Origin of the sequence: Pseudomonas sp. LG1D9, from assembly GCF_002949995.1 — a bacterium.
In the GTDB taxonomy this organism is placed as follows: Bacteria; Pseudomonadota; Gammaproteobacteria; order Pseudomonadales; family Pseudomonadaceae; genus Aquipseudomonas; species Aquipseudomonas proteolytica.
Window position 1 is genome coordinate 1810929 of sequence record NZ_CP026881.1, and the last position, 14370, is coordinate 1825298.

The window sequence follows — 14370 nt, forward strand, 5'->3', positions numbered from 1 at the left end:
TACACGCGGTGGATAACGCTGATCAGGTTACTTGAATCGTGCAGACCGCAGCTTTTCCGGGCCACGGCTGGCCGACAAGTCCTTGAGCCATACCACCTTGGACGATCGCACCGCCTCCCTGGCTGGCACAGGAGCCACCCATTGCGGGATTGGGCGCGCGTTCAAGTCCAGGTAGGCCTTGATCACTTCAAACTCTGCGGGGCTCAAGCCTCGCAGTTCCAGCTCATCAGGCCGTTCGTCACGCAATCGGCCAGCGGTTCTGGCTGCGTCCAGTGCTCGACCCAAGCGGTCGATCAGTCCTTCATACACGTCAGGTTTCGTTCTCATTCGCTGCGAATCAACCATCCCCTCACCTCATTAAAGATAAGTCTCACTCCCCAATAAACAGCGTAGCTGCGCTGACGCAACCAACCGCGCGCCGCGACCAACGGCCTGTGCTGCGCAATCAGGGTTTCCCTCGATAGAGTGGGGTCATGTATGCTACGGCGCTTCCTGTAACTCCACTTCCCGCAGGGTTTGGGCACGGACGCGCCGCTTTTTGGTGTCGATCAACCCGGACAATGCACCGAAGAGGATTAGGCCACCCCTATTCAGTTCAAAAGTAGCCATGCACGAACAATATCAGCCCCGTGAAATAGAAAATGCCGCCCAAACTTTCTGGGATGAGCAAAAGTCCTTTGAAGTCAGTGAACAGCCAGGCAAGGAGACTTACTACTGCCTATCGATGTTCCCTTACCCCAGCGGCAAACTACACATGGGGCACGTGCGTAACTACACCATCGGCGACGTGATTTCCCGCTATCAGCGCATGCTCGGCAAGAACGTCCTGCAACCTATGGGTTGGGACGCCTTCGGCATGCCTGCGGAAAACGCCGCGATGAAAAACAACGTAGCGCCCGCCAAGTGGACCTACGAAAACATCGCCTACATGAAGTCCCAGCTGCGCAGCCTGGGCCTGGCCGTGGACTGGTCCCGCGAAGTGACCACCTGCAAGCCGGATTACTACCGCTGGGAACAATGGCTGTTCACTCGCCTGTTCGAAAAAGGCGTGATCTACAAAAAAAGCGGCACCGTGAACTGGGACCCGGTCGACCAGACCGTCCTGGCCAACGAGCAAGTGATCGACGGTCGCGGCTGGCGTTCCGGCGCGCTGATCGAGAAGCGCGAAATCCCGATGTACTACTTCAAGATCACCGCCTACGCGGATGAACTCTTGTCGAGCCTCGACGACCTGCCGGGCTGGCCTGAACAGGTCAAGACCATGCAACGCAACTGGATCGGCAAGTCCAAGGGCATGGAAGTGCAGTTCCCGTACAACGTCGATTCCATCGGCGCCGAGGGCGCACTGAAAGTCTTCACTACCCGTCCGGACACCCTGATGGGCGCGACCTACGTCGCCGTGGCCGCGGAACACCCGCTGGCCACCCTGGCCGCCAAGAACAATCCTGAGCTGCAGGCTTTTATCGCCGAATGCAAAGGCGGCAGCGTGGCCGAAGCCGACGTCGCCACCCAGGAGAAAAAAGGCCTGCCGACCTGCCTGTTCGTCGAGCACCCGCTGACCGGTGAAAAACTGCCGGTGTGGGTCGCCAACTACGTGCTCATGCACTACGGCGATGGCGCAGTAATGGCCGTACCGGCCCACGATGAGCGCGACTTCGAATTCGCCACCAAGTACAACCTGCCGATCAAGTCGGTGGTACGTACCAGCTCCGGCGACAGCAACCCGGCCCCGTGGCAAGACGCCTACGGCGAGCACGGCACCCTGATCAACTCCGGCGAGTTCGACGGCCTGGACTTCGCAGGCGCTTTCGACGCCATGGAAGTCGCCCTGATCAAGAAAAACCTTGGTGCCTCGCGCACCCAGTTCCGCCTGCGCGACTGGGGTATCAGCCGCCAGCGCTACTGGGGCTGCCCGATCCCGATCATCCACTGCGAAAGCTGTGGCGATGTGCCAGTGCCGGAAGACCAACTGCCGGTGGTACTGCCAGAAGACGTGGTGCCAGACGGCGCCGGCTCGCCGCTGGCGCGCATGCCCGAGTTCTACGAGTGCACCTGCCCGAAATGCGGCCAGCCTGCCAAGCGTGAAACCGACACCATGGACACCTTCGTCGAGTCCTCGTGGTACTACGCCCGCTACGCCTCGCCACACTATGAAGGCGGCCTGGTGGAAAAATCCGCAGCCGACCACTGGTTGCCGGTGGATCAGTACATCGGCGGTATCGAACACGCGATTCTGCACCTGCTCTACGCGCGCTTCTTCCACAAGCTGATGCGCGACGAAGGCCTGGTGAGCTCCGACGAGCCGTTCAAGAACCTGCTGACCCAAGGCATGGTGATCGCCGACACTTACTATCGCCGCGAAGCCAATGGCGCCTACACCTGGTTCAACCCGGCGGACGTCGAGTTGGAGCGTGACAGCAAGGCCAAGGTGATCAGCGCCAAGTTGAAATCCGACGGCCTGCCGGTGGAAATCGGCGGCACTGAGAAAATGGCCAAGTCGAAGAACAACGGCGTTGACCCGCAGTCGATGATCGATCAGTTCGGCGCCGATACCTGCCGCCTGTTCATGATGTTCGCCTCGCCGCCCGATATGAGCGCCGAATGGTCGGACTCCGGCGTCGAAGGCTCGCACCGCTTCCTCAAGCGCGTCTGGCGCCTGGCCCATGCCCATGTCAGCCAGGGCTTGCCGGGCAAACTGGACGTGGCATCGCTGAACGATGAGCAAAAACTCATTCGCCGCAGCACTCACCTGGCCATCAAGCAAGCCAGCCAGGACGTGGGCCAGCATCACAAGTTCAACACCGCTATCGCCCAGGTGATGACGCTGATGAACGTGCTGGAAAAAGCCCCGCAGGTCACCGAGCAGGACCGCGCGCTGGTACAGGAAGGCCTGGAAACCGTCGTGCTGCTGCTGGCGCCGATTACTCCGCACATCAGCCACGACCTGTGGAGCCAGTTGGGCCACAGCGGCGCGGTGATCGACGCTACATGGCCGGTCGCGGATGACAGCGCCCTGGTACAGGACACGCTGCAACTGGTGATTCAGGTCAACGGCAAACTGCGCGGCCAGATCGACATGCCCGCCAGCGCCAGCCGTGAAGAAGTCGAAGCCGCTGCTCGCTGCAATGAGAACGTGCTGCGCTTCACCGAAGGCCTGACGATCCGCAAAGTGATCGTGGTGCCCGGCAAACTGGTCAATATCGTCGCTAGCTAATCGGATCGGGCGCCGGGGCAAGAACCCTGGCGCCGAACAAAACCTCCAGGGCCTCGATAAGGCCCACATGGTTTCAAGGGGAGCAATAAAATGATCAAACGCAACCTGCTGGTTATGGGCCTTGCCGTATTGCTGAGCGCTTGCGGCTTCCAGCTGCGCGGCACCGGCACCACGGAACTGGCGATCAAGGAACTGGATGTCAGCGCACGCAACGCCTATGGCGAAACCGTGACCCAGCTGCGCCAAACCCTGGAAAACAGCGGCGTCAAAGTCTATCCCGGTGCAGCTTACAAGCTGGTACTGATCGACGAGAAAGAAACCCAGCGTAATCTCAGCTACGCCAGTGCCGGCCGCTCTTCGGACATCGAGCTGAGCAACATTCTCATGTTCCAGATCCAGGGCCACGACCAACTGCCGCTGATCAGCGACAAGTTGCAAGTGCAGAAGGTCGTGACTCATGACGGCAACAATCTGGTCGGCTCGGACACCGAGGTCAATCAGGTGCGCACTGAAATGCGCCGTGACCTGGTCCAGCGTATGGTGCTACGCCTGCAAATGATCAGCCCGGCCCAACTGGATGCCCTGCAGCAGACTGCCGACGCCAAGGCCAAGGCGGATGCCGAAGCGCTGAAAGCCGCGCAAGACTATGAAAACAGCATCCCCAAGCAATCGCCTGTTGAAGTCCCAGCCGAGTAAACCAGACGGGGCGCGTCAAGCGCCCCGTTCATCCTGCCTATGAAACTCGCTCCCGCCCAACTCGCCAAACACTTGCAAGGCAACCTCGCGCCTGTGTACATCGTCAGTGGCGATGATCCGCTGCTGTGCCAGGAAGCCGCCGACACCATTCGCCAGGCTGCGCGCCAGCAAGGCTTTGATGAACGCCAAGTGTTCAGCGCCGATGCCAGCTTCGACTGGGGCACCCTGCTCCAGGCCGGGGCCAGCATGTCGCTGTTTGCCGAAAAACGCTTGCTGGAGTTGCGCCTGCCCTCGGGCAAGCCTGGGGATAAAGGCGCGGCAGCCCTGATGGAATACTGTTCACGCCCCGCCGAGGACACGCTGTTACTGATCAGCCTGCCCAAGCTCGATGGCAGCGCGCAGAAAACCAAATGGGGCAAGGCCTTGGTGGAAGGGGCGCAAACCCAGTTCATCCAGATCTGGCCAGTCGACAGCAGCCAGTTGCCGCAATGGATTCGCCAGCGCTTGTCGCAAGCCGGGCTGTCTGCCACCCAAGATGCTGTCGAGCTGATTGCGGCTCGGGTCGAAGGCAACCTGCTGGCCGCCGCCCAGGAAATCGAAAAGCTCAAGCTGATGGCCGAAGACGGGCAGATCACCGTTGAAACCGTGCAAGGTGCGGTGGCCGACAGTGCAAGGTTTGACGTATTCGGGCTGGTGGACGCGATCCTCAATGGCGAACCGGCGCATGCCCTGCGCATGCTCGAAGGGCTGCGCGGCGAAGGTGTGGAGCCGCCAGTGATTCTCTGGGCCCTGGCCCGCGAACTGCGCGTGCTGGCCAATATTGCCCTGCAATACAGCCAGGGCACGCCACTGGACAAATGTTTCAGCCAGGCCCGCCCGCCGGTCTGGGACAAACGCAAGCCCCTGATGAGCAAGGCGCTGCAACGGCACTCGGCGCAACGCTGGGCGCAATTGTTGCTCGAAGCCCAGCGCATCGATGCGCAGATCAAGGGCCAGGCTGCCGGGTCGCCGTGGATGAGTTTGAGTCGTTTGTCGCTGCTTATGTCCGGCCAACGCCTGACACTGCCTGCCGAATAATAAATCCTCCAGAGCAACACAAAACAATGTGGGAGCGGCATTTCACATTCAGACCGAGGCCATGTCCTACATCGCGCCGGGCTGGACAGCCGGCCAACTTCGGCAGATGATTCGCAGCGCATTACCCACCTATCGGAGAGCACCGATCATGAGCAAAAAGCCATCCAAGCATGGCCCCAACAAGGCCAAATCCATCATCGCCCAGCCGTTGTTCCGCAGTCGCCAGGAACGAGCCGGCAAAGGCAAAGGCAGCTACCGCCGCGAAGCCTTCCAGTCTAATAGCTGGGAGGCTTCTTACTTTCTGGCTGCCTGAAGGCAAGTGCCCCTCTGGCATGATAAGGTCTGCACCTGATTCGTATTTCCTGGACCTGTGCATGCCCTCTAGTCTTTCCCGTCGTTGGCACCTTCGCCAATTGATTGCTGCCTCCAGCCTGATCCTGTTAGTCGCCTGCGCCGAAAAACCCACCGCCGCCGACGCTCAGCCCCTGCCCACACTCCAGACCGCACCGGTTGCTGCACCCGCCGTAGTTGCGCCCCTGGCCGTGACCAATCTCGATATCCAACCGACCCAGACCTTCGCCGAATGGCAGGCGGGTTTTCGCGTCGAAGCCCTGAAGGCCGGCATTACGCCTGCAGTGTTCGACAGCGCCTTCGCCAACGTCACCCCTGACATGGCGATCATCCGTGCCGACCGCAGCCAACCGGAGTTCTCCCGGCCGGTGTGGGAATACCTTAACGGTGCCCTGTCGGCGTTGCGCGTGCGCAATGGCCAGGCATTGCTGATCAAGCATGCCGATATTCTGCAAAGCATCGAACAACGCTACGGCGTGGACCGCCAGGTATTGGTCTCGGTGTGGGGCATGGAAAGCAACTTCGGCTCCTTCCAGGGCAACAACTCGGTGATCCGCTCCCTGGCGACCCTGGCCTACGAAGGCCGCCGCCCGGCATTCGCCCAGGCGCAATTGCTGGCCGCGCTGCAAATCATCCAGCATGGTGATATCCCAGCCGAACAGATGCGCGGTTCCTGGGCCGGTGCCATGGGCCAGACCCAGTTCATTCCAACCACCTATAACACCCACGCCGTGGACTTCGACGGTGACGGACGCCGCGACATCTGGAACAGCTCCGCCGACGCCCTCGCCTCCACCGCGCACTACCTGCAAAGCTCTGGCTGGCAGAAGGGCCAGCCGTGGGGCTTTGAAGTGCAGCAATTGCCAACGAACTTCGACTACGCCCTGGCCGATGGCGTGGTGCGCAAGCCGGTGGGCGAATGGTTGAAACTCGGGCTGCAGGTGCCGGCCGGCGCCAGCGTGCCGCCCAACGTAGACACCCTCTCCGCTGCCCTGCTGCTGCCGGCAGGCCACCGTGGCCCGGCATTCCTGGTGCTGGATAACTTCCGCGCGATCCTCAAGTACAACAACTCGTCGTCCTACGCCCTGGCAGTCGGCCTGTTGTCCGAGCGTTTTGGCGGGGGCGGCGTGATTCGCGGGGATTGGCCAACGGACGAACTGCCACTGACCCGCTCCCAGCGTATCGAGTTGCAGACGGTGTTGAGTGCCAAGGGTTATGAGGCGGGCAACCCGGATGGGATTATCGGCGCCAATACGCGCAAGGCGATTCGTGCGGCCCAGCAGTCGTTGGGCTGGCCGGCGGATGGGTACCCGACGGTGAAGTTACTGGAGTCGTTGCAGAACCGCTGATGGGCTTGGTGGTGAGCGGGCTTGTCACAAAAGCCCGTTCGTCACAGCGCAGTGCCTAGTCAACAAAAAGCACTGGCCCACTAAAGTCAGGCTTACGCACCACATCCTGCTCCAACACCAACCGCTGCTCCCCCGCATCCAGGCGCACCAAAGCGCCCATCGGCAAGGTCAGGTTCGGGTCGCAATGACCGCTGCGCCATCCGGACAGGACCGGGATGCATAACGATGCGAACGTCTGTTTCAGCAGCCTGTCCAGCGCCGCGCTATCTACCCCCGCTACATCCCCCACCAGCACACCGCGAACCTGCGCCAACTTGCCCGCCAGGCGCAAATGCGTCAGTAGGCGGTCGATGCGGTAGATCGGTTCGTTGACGTCCTCGATAAACAGGATGATGCCCTCGGCATCGATTTCGAACGGCGTGCCCATCACGGCCGCGATCATTGACAGGTTGCCCCCCAGCAGGCGCCCACTGGCGATGCCTGGCTCAACGGTGGTCAACGGGTAGGCCACCGGGTGCGCCAGCACACTGCCAGCCCCCAGTTGCCCACGCAGCAGGCTGAACAGCGATGATTCGGTGGGTTGTTGCTTGTCACCGAGCAGGTCGGCATTGAGCATCGGGCCGTGGAAGGTCACAAAACCGGCGTAGCGGCTGATCGCCAAGTGCAGCGCGGTGATATCGCTGTAGCCGACGAAGGGCTTGGGGTTGGCGGCCAGCAGGGCGAAATCCACGCCGTCGAGCAAACGTGGAGTGCCGTAGCCACCGCGCAGGCAGAAGATGGCGTCGATATCGGGGTCGGCGAAGGCTGCATGCAGGTCGCGCAGGCGTACTTTATCGCTGCCGGCCAGGTAGCCGTCGCGCTCGTACACCCCCGAGAAGATCCGCAGCTCGTAGCCACGGGTACGCATCCATTGCCCGGCCTTTTCCACATCCAGCGCGGCAGGGCCGGCGGGGGCGATCAGGCCGATAGTGCCTTCAACTCGCAACGCGGGTACGACGGCACTCGCTTGAGCGGTCATCCATGTTCTCCCTATCTGTAGCGCAGAACCCAATGTGGGAGCGGGCTTGCTCGCGATGCAGGCGCCTCGGTATATCAGTTGCACCGAGGTGATGCTATCGCGGGCAAGCCCGCTCCCACACAAGCCCGCACTCCACATTGATTGCGGTGCGGCTTACGAAACCAGGCTCGCCTTGACCAGCTTGGCCTGCTCGTCGGCATGGTACGACGAACGCACCAGCGGACCCGACGCGACGTTCTTGAAGCCCATCTTGTAGCCTTCTTCGGCAAACCAGGCAAAGGTGTCCGGGTGCACGAAGCGCTGTACCGGCAAGTGGCTACGCGATGGCTGCAGGTACTGGCCGAGGGTCAGCATGTCGATGTCGTGTTCGCGCATGCGCTTCATTACTTCGATCACTTCATCGTCGGTTTCGCCCAGGCCCAGCATCAGGCCGGACTTGGTCGGGATGTGCGGCATCATCTGCTTGAATTTCTGCAGCAGGGTCAGCGACCACTGGTAGTCCGAACCCGGGCGCGCAGCCTTGTACAGGCGTGGCACGGTTTCCAGGTTGTGGTTGAACACATCTGGCGGCTCGGCAGCGGTGATTTCCAGGGCGACATCCATGCGGCCGCGGTAGTCCGGGACCAGGGTCTCAAGCATCACGTTCGGCGACAGCTTGCGGATTTCGCGGATGCAGTCGGCAAAGTGCTGGGCACCGCCGTCACGCAGGTCGTCGCGGTCTACCGAGGTGATGACCACGTACTTGAGCTTCAGGTCGGCAATGGCGATAGCCAGGCTTTCTGGCTCGTTGACGTCCAGTGGCTTCGGCCGGCCATGGCCAACGTCGCAGAACGGGCAACGACGGGTGCAGATATCACCCATGATCATGAAGGTGGCGGTGCCACCGGAGAAGCACTCACCCAGGTTCGGGCAGGAGGCTTCTTCACACACGCTGTGCAGCTTGTGTTTACGCAGCAGCGCCTTGATACGGTCGACTTCCGGCGAAACCGGGATGCGGACGCGGATCCAGTCGGGCTTTTTCGGCAGTTCGGTGGTCGGAATGATCTTCACCGGGATGCGTGCAACCTTCTCGGCGCCGCGCAGCTTGACGCCGGCTTCCACCTTGGCACGCGGAGCCGGGGCCGGACGGTCGGTAATGTCCAGCGTCGGGATCATGGTTTGCACAACATCAGTAGTCATATCAGTCGATTCCGCCCGTCAGGGTCGTCTGCTCAGCATAGTCGAGGTGTTTGACGAGCTGCGCGCGCAGCCGGGCACTAACCTCGGCAAATTCTATGGGTGTTGCGTGATCGCTCAACTGGGTCATGGCCAAACCGGCGTAACCACAGGGATTGATCCGGCGAAACGGCGCCAGGTCCATGTCCACGTTCAGGGCCAGGCCATGAAAGGAACAACCATGGCGGATGCGCAGGCCCAGGGAGGCGATTTTCGCGCCGTCGACATACACACCAGGTGCATCGGGCTTGGCCGCTGCCGTTACGCCGTAGCTGGCCAAGAGTTCGATCAGGCAGTTTTCCATGCGACTGACCAGCTCGCGCACGCCATAACCCAGCTTGCGCACATCCAGCAGCAGATAGGCCACCAGTTGCCCGGGCCCATGGTAAGTCACTTGGCCACCTCGGTCGACCTGCACCACCGGAATATCACCCGGAAGTAGTAGATGTTCGGCCTTGCCAGCCTGGCCCTGGGTGAACACTGGCGGGTGTTCCACCAGCCAGATTTCATCAGGAGCCGAAGTGCCGCGCTCGTTGGTGAACCGTTGCATCGCATGCCAAACCGGCTCGTAGGCCATCTGGCCGAGCTCGCGAAAGCCCAGGACCTGTGACATCACAACACCATGTGCACGAAGCCGGTGGCCCGCAGTTCACTGTTGATGTTGTAGAGCTGGTCTTGATCAGTCGCAACGATGTGCAACTGGATCGTGGTGTATTTGCCGGTAGAGCTGGAGCGCTCATCCACGCGCTGATCGTTGATCGTAGCGTGCTTGCGCACGATTTCGAGGATCAGGTCTTTACGGCCTACACCGGTATCGCTGATCACCTTGATGGGATAGTCCACCACCGGGAATTCGATCTTTGGCGCCTTTACTTCTTTATCGGTCATGGCGTAACGGCCTCGTAAGCGGTAAGCCGTGGCGACGGGCAAAGCCCCGCGTCGGATCAACGCGGGGCTTTGCGGGTGCACACAATCAGTTGAACAAGCCGTAGAAGAATAGACGGATGCTATCCCACACGCGGCGGAAGATACCACCTTCCTCAACGGCGTCGAGCGCGATCAGATCGGCGCTGTGTACGACTTTGTCGTCCAGCTTCACTTCGACTTTACCGATCACATCGCCCTTGGCGATAGGTGCGGTCAGTTGTGGGTTCATGGTCATGCTGGCAGCCAGTTTCTTCAGCTGGCCTTTAGGCATGGTCAGGGTCAGGTCATCAGCCAGTCCGGCCTTGACTTGACGCTCGGTGCCTTTCCAGACCGGAGCCTGGGCCAGTTCAGCGCCCTTCTGGTAGAAGGTCTGGGTTTCGAAGAAGCGGAAACCGTAGGTCAGCAGCTTCTGGGTTTCAGCCGCACGAGCCTGCTCGCTGTTGGTGCCGAACACTACGGCGATCAAGCGCTGGCCATCACGTACAGCCGAGGACACCATGCAGTAGCCGGCTTCGTCGGTGTGGCCGGTTTTCAGGCCATCCACAGTCTTGTCACGCCACAGCAGCAGGTTGCGGTTAGGCTGCTTGATGTTGTTCCAGAAGAACTCTTTCTGGGAGTAGATGGCGTAGTGCACCGGGTCGACACGAATGATCGCGCGCGCCAGGATCGCCATGTCATGGGCCGACGAGTAGTGGTCTGGGTTCGGCAGGCCGGTCGGGTTCATGAAGTGGCTGTTGGTCATGCCAAGGTCAGTCACGGTTTTGTTCATCATGTCGGCGAATGCATCTTCGCTGCCGGCAATGTGCTCGGCCAGGGCGACGCTGGCGTCGTTACCGGACTGGATGATGATGCCGTGCAGCAGGTCGCTGACAGTCACCTGGGAGCCGACCTTGATGAACATCCGCGAACCGCCGGTACGCCAGGCGTTTTCGCTGACGGTTACCGGATCGTTTTCACCGATCTGGCCACGACGGATTTCCAGGGTCGCGATGTAGGCGGTCATCAGTTTGGTCAGGCTGGCCGGCGGCAGGCGCTGGTCACCATTGTTTTCGACCAGCACGTTGCCGCTGGCGGCATCCATGAGCACGTAGGACTTGGCAGCCAGTTGCGGTGGCGCTGGCATCATTTCGACGGCCCAGGCAGCGGGCGCGATGATCAGCGGGACAAGCAGGCACAGGCGTTTGGCTAAGGTGGTGATGTTCATCCGTCTCTCGAAATTGCTTATGGAAACTTGCCCTCGCGGGCAAAACTATTCAGACAACCCGTTGCCAGGCTGTCGCGTATTCAGTTGCCAGCTCAACCCTTGCCTTCGGGTTTTTATTATTCGACGAGCCTGCAACCAGGGCCCCGGCACGCAAGCGCACCAGCACCCTAGATCCGCTACTGCTTATTCGGCGCTGACCACACTGGGCTGACCCAGGTTGGCCAGTCGCACGCTGTTCTGCACCTGGGCAATCTCGCCCGCCGAGCCGATGGGGCCCAGGCGTACACGGTGCAGGGTCTGCTGGTTACGCACGATGGAGCTGATAAACACCGGCGCGCTGACCATCCCGCTGAGCTTGGACCTTAACAGTTCTGCCGCATCCGGGTTGGCGAAAGCGCCGACTTGCAGGTATTGCCCGCCAGCCGCACTGCCCGGCGCCGCCTGTGGCACGGCCACGACTGGCGCGGCGTGTTGCTGGGGCGGCGGCGTCCACTGCTCGACCTTGCCCGCCGAAGCGGTGATCTGCGGTTGCGCGCTTTGTGGTTCGTTGAGCATCAATGGCGCCGGCTTGCCGCGCTGCGCCCAATACTGGGCAGGGTCGATGCCTTCGACCTTGACCCGCGCCGTGCCGGTTTCGGCATAGCCGAGTTTTTTCGCGGCGGCGTAGGACAAGTCGATGATTCGGTCGGAATAGAACGGCCCACGGTCGTTGACCCGCAGGATCACCGTGCGGTTGTTGTCCAGGTTGGTCACGCGCACATAGGCAGGCAGCGGCAGGGTCTTGTGCGCAGCGCTCATGCCGTACAGGTCATAGACCTCGCCGTTGGCGGTGTTCTGGCCGTGGAACTTGGTGCCGTACCAGGACGCCGTGCCCGACTGCACGTAGTTCTTGGACTCTTGCAGCGGGAAGTAGGTCTTGCCCAGCACCGTGTAGGGGTTGGCTTTGTAGTTGCCGGTATGCAGGGTCGGCGTGGCATCCGGGATACGCGAGACGTCGACGTCCCACCACGGCGCGCCGTCCTTGTGGGCACGGTTGATGTCCAGCCCCGGCTGCGCGCGGACTACCGGGCCACCGGCCTTCTGCACCGGCGCTCGGCTGGTGGAGCAACTGACAACCAGCAAGGACAATGCGGCCAGCGCCACCAGCTTGAGCGGTTTATTGATCGGCGATACCCGCATTACTTGACGCCCCGTGCTTGAACCAGCATGTCTGACAGCTGATGCACGGCCATGGCGTACATCACACTGCGGTTATAACGCGTGATTGCGTAAAAATTCTTCAGGCCCATCCAATATTCCGGGCCGTCTGCACCTTCCAGGCGGAAGGCGGTAACCGGCATATCATCGCGCAGCGCATCATGACTTGACCAGCCCAGCGCCCGCAACTCCCCGACGGTTTTCACCGGCTCGATGCCCTGGGTCAGGCCCTCATCGGCGCGATCGCCCGTGACGTCCGCACGGATCACCACCGGTTCGCCACCTACCCAGCCATGACGCTTGAAGTAACTGGCAACACTGCCAATGGCATCATCGGGATTGCTCCAGATATTGATATGGCCATCACCGTCAAAATCCACGGCGTAGGCGCGAAAGCTGCTGGGCATGAACTGTGGCAGGCCCATGGCGCCGGCGTAGGAGCCTTTGAGGGTCAACGGGTCGACCTGCTCCTCGCGGGCCAGCAGCAGGAACTCACGCAGTTCCTTGCGGAAAAACTCGGCACGGGGCGGGTAATCGAAGCCCAGGGTCGACAAGGCGTCGATCACCCGGTAACTGCCGGTATTGCGCCCGTAAAAGGTTTCAACGCCGATGATCGACACGATCACCTGGGCCGGCACGCCATATTCCTGCTCGGCGCGGGCCAGCACGGCCTCGTGCTGCCGCCAGAAATCCACGCCCCTGGCCACGCGGGCGTCAGTCAGGAACATCGGACGATATTCCTTCCACTGCTTGACGCGCTCGGCGGGCCGGGAGATCGCGTCGAGGATCGACTGCTTGCGCTGCGCCTCGCGGAATACGCCCATCAGTTGTTCGCCGGCGAAACCATAGTCACGGGTCATCTCACCGACAAATTCGGCGACCTGGGGCGAGCCGTCGTAATCGCCGGCCAGGGCGGGCGGCGAAGCGCCAAAGGCGCCCAACAGGCCCAGACAGGACGCGTATCGAGCAGCCCAGCCGCGCATTGCTTGCATTGACATCTTCACCTTATTCAAACCTGTGCGATCCACTTGCGATGGGTATGGATCGACATCAAAACCCCAAACGCTGACAGTAATGTCACCAGCGAAGTTCCGCCGTAGCTAATGAACGGCAACGGCACCCCAACCACCGGCAGCAGGCCACTGACCATACCGATGTTGACGAAAACGTAAACAAAAAAAGTCATTGTCAGCGCACCGGCGAGCAATTTGCCGAACAACGTCTGCGCTTGTGCGGTAATCACCAGGCCGCGCCCGATCAACAACAAGTAGATCAACAGCAGTGCGCAGATACCCACCAGGCCGAACTCCTCGCCCATCACCGCAATAATAAAGTCGGTGTGGCTTTCCGGCAGGAAGTCCAGGTGGGACTGGGTGCCCAGCAACCAGCCCTTGCCAAACACGCCGCCGGAACCGATCGCGGCCTTGGACTGGATGATATTCCAGCCGGTGCCCAGCGGATCGCTCTCGGGATCGAGGAAGGTCAGGACCCGCTGTTTCTGATAGTCATGCATGAAAAAGAACCACATGGCGACAGCCACCGGCACGGCCGCCACCAGCACGCTGACGATCCAGCGCCAGCGCAGGCCGCCCATGAACAGCACGAACGCACCGCCGGCGAGGATCAGCAGGCCGGTGCCGAGGTCCGGCTGGCGCACAATCAGGATGAAGGGAATGCCGATCAGGATCAGGCTTATCCCCACATGCTTGAGCTGCGGCGGCAAGGTGCGCTTGGCCAGGTACCAGGCGATCGTGGCCGGCATCAGGATCTTCATGAATTCCGACGGCTGGAAGCGAATCACCCCGGGGATATTGATCCAGCGGGTGGCGCCCATGGCGTTATGCCCCATGACGTCCACCACCACCAGCAACAGTACGCCGGCGACGTAGCCCAGCGGCACCCAGCGCGCCATGAAGCGCGGCTCCAGCTGGGCGATCACGACCATCGACAACAGGCCCAGGCCAAACGACGACGCCTGCTTGATCAACAGATCCCAGTTCTTGCCACTGGCCGAATACAGCACGAACAGGCTGCCGGCCGCCAGGGTCAGCAGCAGGATCAGCAAGGGGCCATCAATGTGCATGCGCTGCAACAAGGTGGCGCGGCGACGCATCACATCCTC

Annotated in this window: 14 protein-coding genes; 5 read left to right on the top strand and 9 right to left on the bottom strand. The window is 61.3% G+C overall.

Annotated features, from left to right (window positions below):
• Positions 1-27: 27 nt before the first annotated feature.
• The gene (locus tag C5F71_RS08670; protein WP_092230650.1) at positions 28-345 is read right to left on the bottom strand and encodes a hypothetical protein; all 318 of its coding nucleotides are present in this window, start codon (positions 343-345) and stop codon (positions 28-30) included.
• 262 nt (positions 346-607) lie between these two features.
• Here C5F71_RS08670 and leuS point away from each other — a divergent pair, with 262 nt between their 5' ends.
• The 5 genes from leuS to C5F71_RS08695 all read left to right on the top strand — a co-directional run bounded on the left by leuS (position 608) and on the right by C5F71_RS08695 (position 6687).
• Positions 608-3214 carry a leucine--tRNA ligase gene (gene leuS / locus C5F71_RS08675; RefSeq protein WP_104910970.1) on the top strand — a complete coding sequence of 869 codons (2607 nt, stop codon included), beginning with the start codon at positions 608-610 and terminating at the stop codon, positions 3212-3214.
• Positions 3215-3304: 90 nt separating this feature from the next.
• On the top strand, positions 3305-3910 hold the full coding sequence (gene lptE, locus C5F71_RS08680) for an LPS assembly lipoprotein LptE (protein WP_104910971.1): 606 nt from the start codon (positions 3305-3307) through the stop codon (positions 3908-3910).
• Between the two features lie 39 nt (positions 3911-3949).
• A complete protein-coding gene (gene holA / locus C5F71_RS08685) occupies positions 3950-4987 on the top strand; it encodes a DNA polymerase III subunit delta (RefSeq protein WP_029292250.1) in 1038 nt (345 codons plus the stop codon).
• Positions 4988-5135: 148 nt separating this feature from the next.
• Positions 5136-5300, top strand: a complete 165-nt coding sequence (gene arfA / locus C5F71_RS08690; protein WP_003176285.1) for an alternative ribosome rescue factor ArfA — start codon at positions 5136-5138, stop codon at positions 5298-5300.
• A gap of 61 nt (positions 5301-5361) precedes the next feature.
• A complete protein-coding gene (locus C5F71_RS08695; RefSeq protein WP_104910972.1) occupies positions 5362-6687 on the top strand; it encodes a lytic murein transglycosylase in 1326 nt (441 codons plus the stop codon).
• Positions 6688-6742: 55 nt separating this feature from the next.
• Here C5F71_RS08695 and C5F71_RS08700 read toward each other — a convergent pair whose 3' ends face one another.
• From C5F71_RS08700 to rodA, 8 genes are all read right to left on the bottom strand, one after another.
• The gene (locus tag C5F71_RS08700) at positions 6743-7705 is read right to left on the bottom strand and encodes an LD-carboxypeptidase (RefSeq protein ID WP_104910973.1); all 963 of its coding nucleotides are present in this window, start codon (positions 7703-7705) and stop codon (positions 6743-6745) included.
• Between the two features lie 153 nt (positions 7706-7858).
• Entirely contained in the window at positions 7859-8860 is a 1002-nt protein-coding gene (gene lipA / locus C5F71_RS08705; RefSeq protein ID WP_166647861.1) for a lipoyl synthase, read from the bottom strand.
• Between the two features lie 25 nt (positions 8861-8885).
• Complete coding sequence (gene lipB / locus C5F71_RS08710; protein ID WP_029292255.1) at positions 8886-9533, bottom strand: lipoyl(octanoyl) transferase LipB; 648 nt, start codon at positions 9531-9533, stop codon at positions 8886-8888.
• Entirely contained in the window at positions 9533-9808 is a 276-nt protein-coding gene (locus tag C5F71_RS08715; protein WP_015886061.1) for a DUF493 domain-containing protein, read from the bottom strand. Before C5F71_RS08715 ends, lipB begins: the two co-directional genes overlap by 1 nt.
• Positions 9809-9893: 85 nt before the next feature.
• Positions 9894-11051, bottom strand: a complete 1158-nt coding sequence (locus tag C5F71_RS08720) for a D-alanyl-D-alanine carboxypeptidase family protein (RefSeq protein WP_029292257.1) — start codon at positions 11049-11051, stop codon at positions 9894-9896.
• Positions 11052-11234: 183 nt separating this feature from the next.
• Entirely contained in the window at positions 11235-12230 is a 996-nt protein-coding gene (locus C5F71_RS08725; RefSeq protein WP_029292258.1) for a septal ring lytic transglycosylase RlpA family protein, read from the bottom strand.
• Positions 12230-13240 (bottom strand): lytic murein transglycosylase B, encoded by a 1011-nt coding sequence (gene mltB, locus C5F71_RS08730; protein ID WP_029292259.1) that lies wholly within the window; start codon positions 13238-13240, stop codon positions 12230-12232. The genes C5F71_RS08725 and mltB overlap by 1 nt, the downstream gene beginning before the upstream one ends.
• 17 nt (positions 13241-13257) lie before the next feature.
• A complete protein-coding gene (gene rodA, locus C5F71_RS08735) occupies positions 13258-14361 on the bottom strand; it encodes a rod shape-determining protein RodA (protein ID WP_050492738.1) in 1104 nt (367 codons plus the stop codon).
• Positions 14362-14370: the final 9 nt, after the last annotated feature.

Excerpts from the sequence above, each read along its gene's own strand:
- C5F71_RS08670 (WP_092230650.1), bottom strand. The coding sequence starts at position 345 with ATGGTTGATTCGCAGCGAATGAGAACGAAACCTGACGTGTATGAAGGA.
- leuS (WP_104910970.1), top strand. The coding sequence starts at position 608 with ATGCACGAACAATATCAGCCCCGTGAAATAGAAAATGCCGCCCAAACT.
- lptE (WP_104910971.1), top strand. The coding sequence starts at position 3,305 with ATGATCAAACGCAACCTGCTGGTTATGGGCCTTGCCGTATTGCTGAGC.
- holA (WP_029292250.1), top strand. The coding sequence starts at position 3,950 with ATGAAACTCGCTCCCGCCCAACTCGCCAAACACTTGCAAGGCAACCTC.
- arfA (WP_003176285.1), top strand. The coding sequence starts at position 5,136 with ATGAGCAAAAAGCCATCCAAGCATGGCCCCAACAAGGCCAAATCCATC.
- C5F71_RS08695 (WP_104910972.1), top strand. The coding sequence starts at position 5,362 with ATGCCCTCTAGTCTTTCCCGTCGTTGGCACCTTCGCCAATTGATTGCT.
- C5F71_RS08700 (WP_104910973.1), bottom strand. The coding sequence starts at position 7,705 with ATGACCGCTCAAGCGAGTGCCGTCGTACCCGCGTTGCGAGTTGAAGGC.
- lipA (WP_166647861.1), bottom strand. The coding sequence starts at position 8,860 with ATGATCCCGACGCTGGACATTACCGACCGTCCGGCCCCGGCTCCGCGT.
- lipB (WP_029292255.1), bottom strand. The coding sequence starts at position 9,533 with ATGTCACAGGTCCTGGGCTTTCGCGAGCTCGGCCAGATGGCCTACGAG.
- C5F71_RS08715 (WP_015886061.1), bottom strand. The coding sequence starts at position 9,808 with ATGACCGATAAAGAAGTAAAGGCGCCAAAGATCGAATTCCCGGTGGTG.
- C5F71_RS08720 (WP_029292257.1), bottom strand. The coding sequence starts at position 11,051 with ATGAACATCACCACCTTAGCCAAACGCCTGTGCCTGCTTGTCCCGCTG.
- C5F71_RS08725 (WP_029292258.1), bottom strand. The coding sequence starts at position 12,230 with ATGCGGGTATCGCCGATCAATAAACCGCTCAAGCTGGTGGCGCTGGCC.
- mltB (WP_029292259.1), bottom strand. The coding sequence starts at position 13,240 with ATGCAAGCAATGCGCGGCTGGGCTGCTCGATACGCGTCCTGTCTGGGC.
- rodA (WP_050492738.1), bottom strand. The coding sequence starts at position 14,361 with ATGCGTCGCCGCGCCACCTTGTTGCAGCGCATGCACATTGATGGCCCC.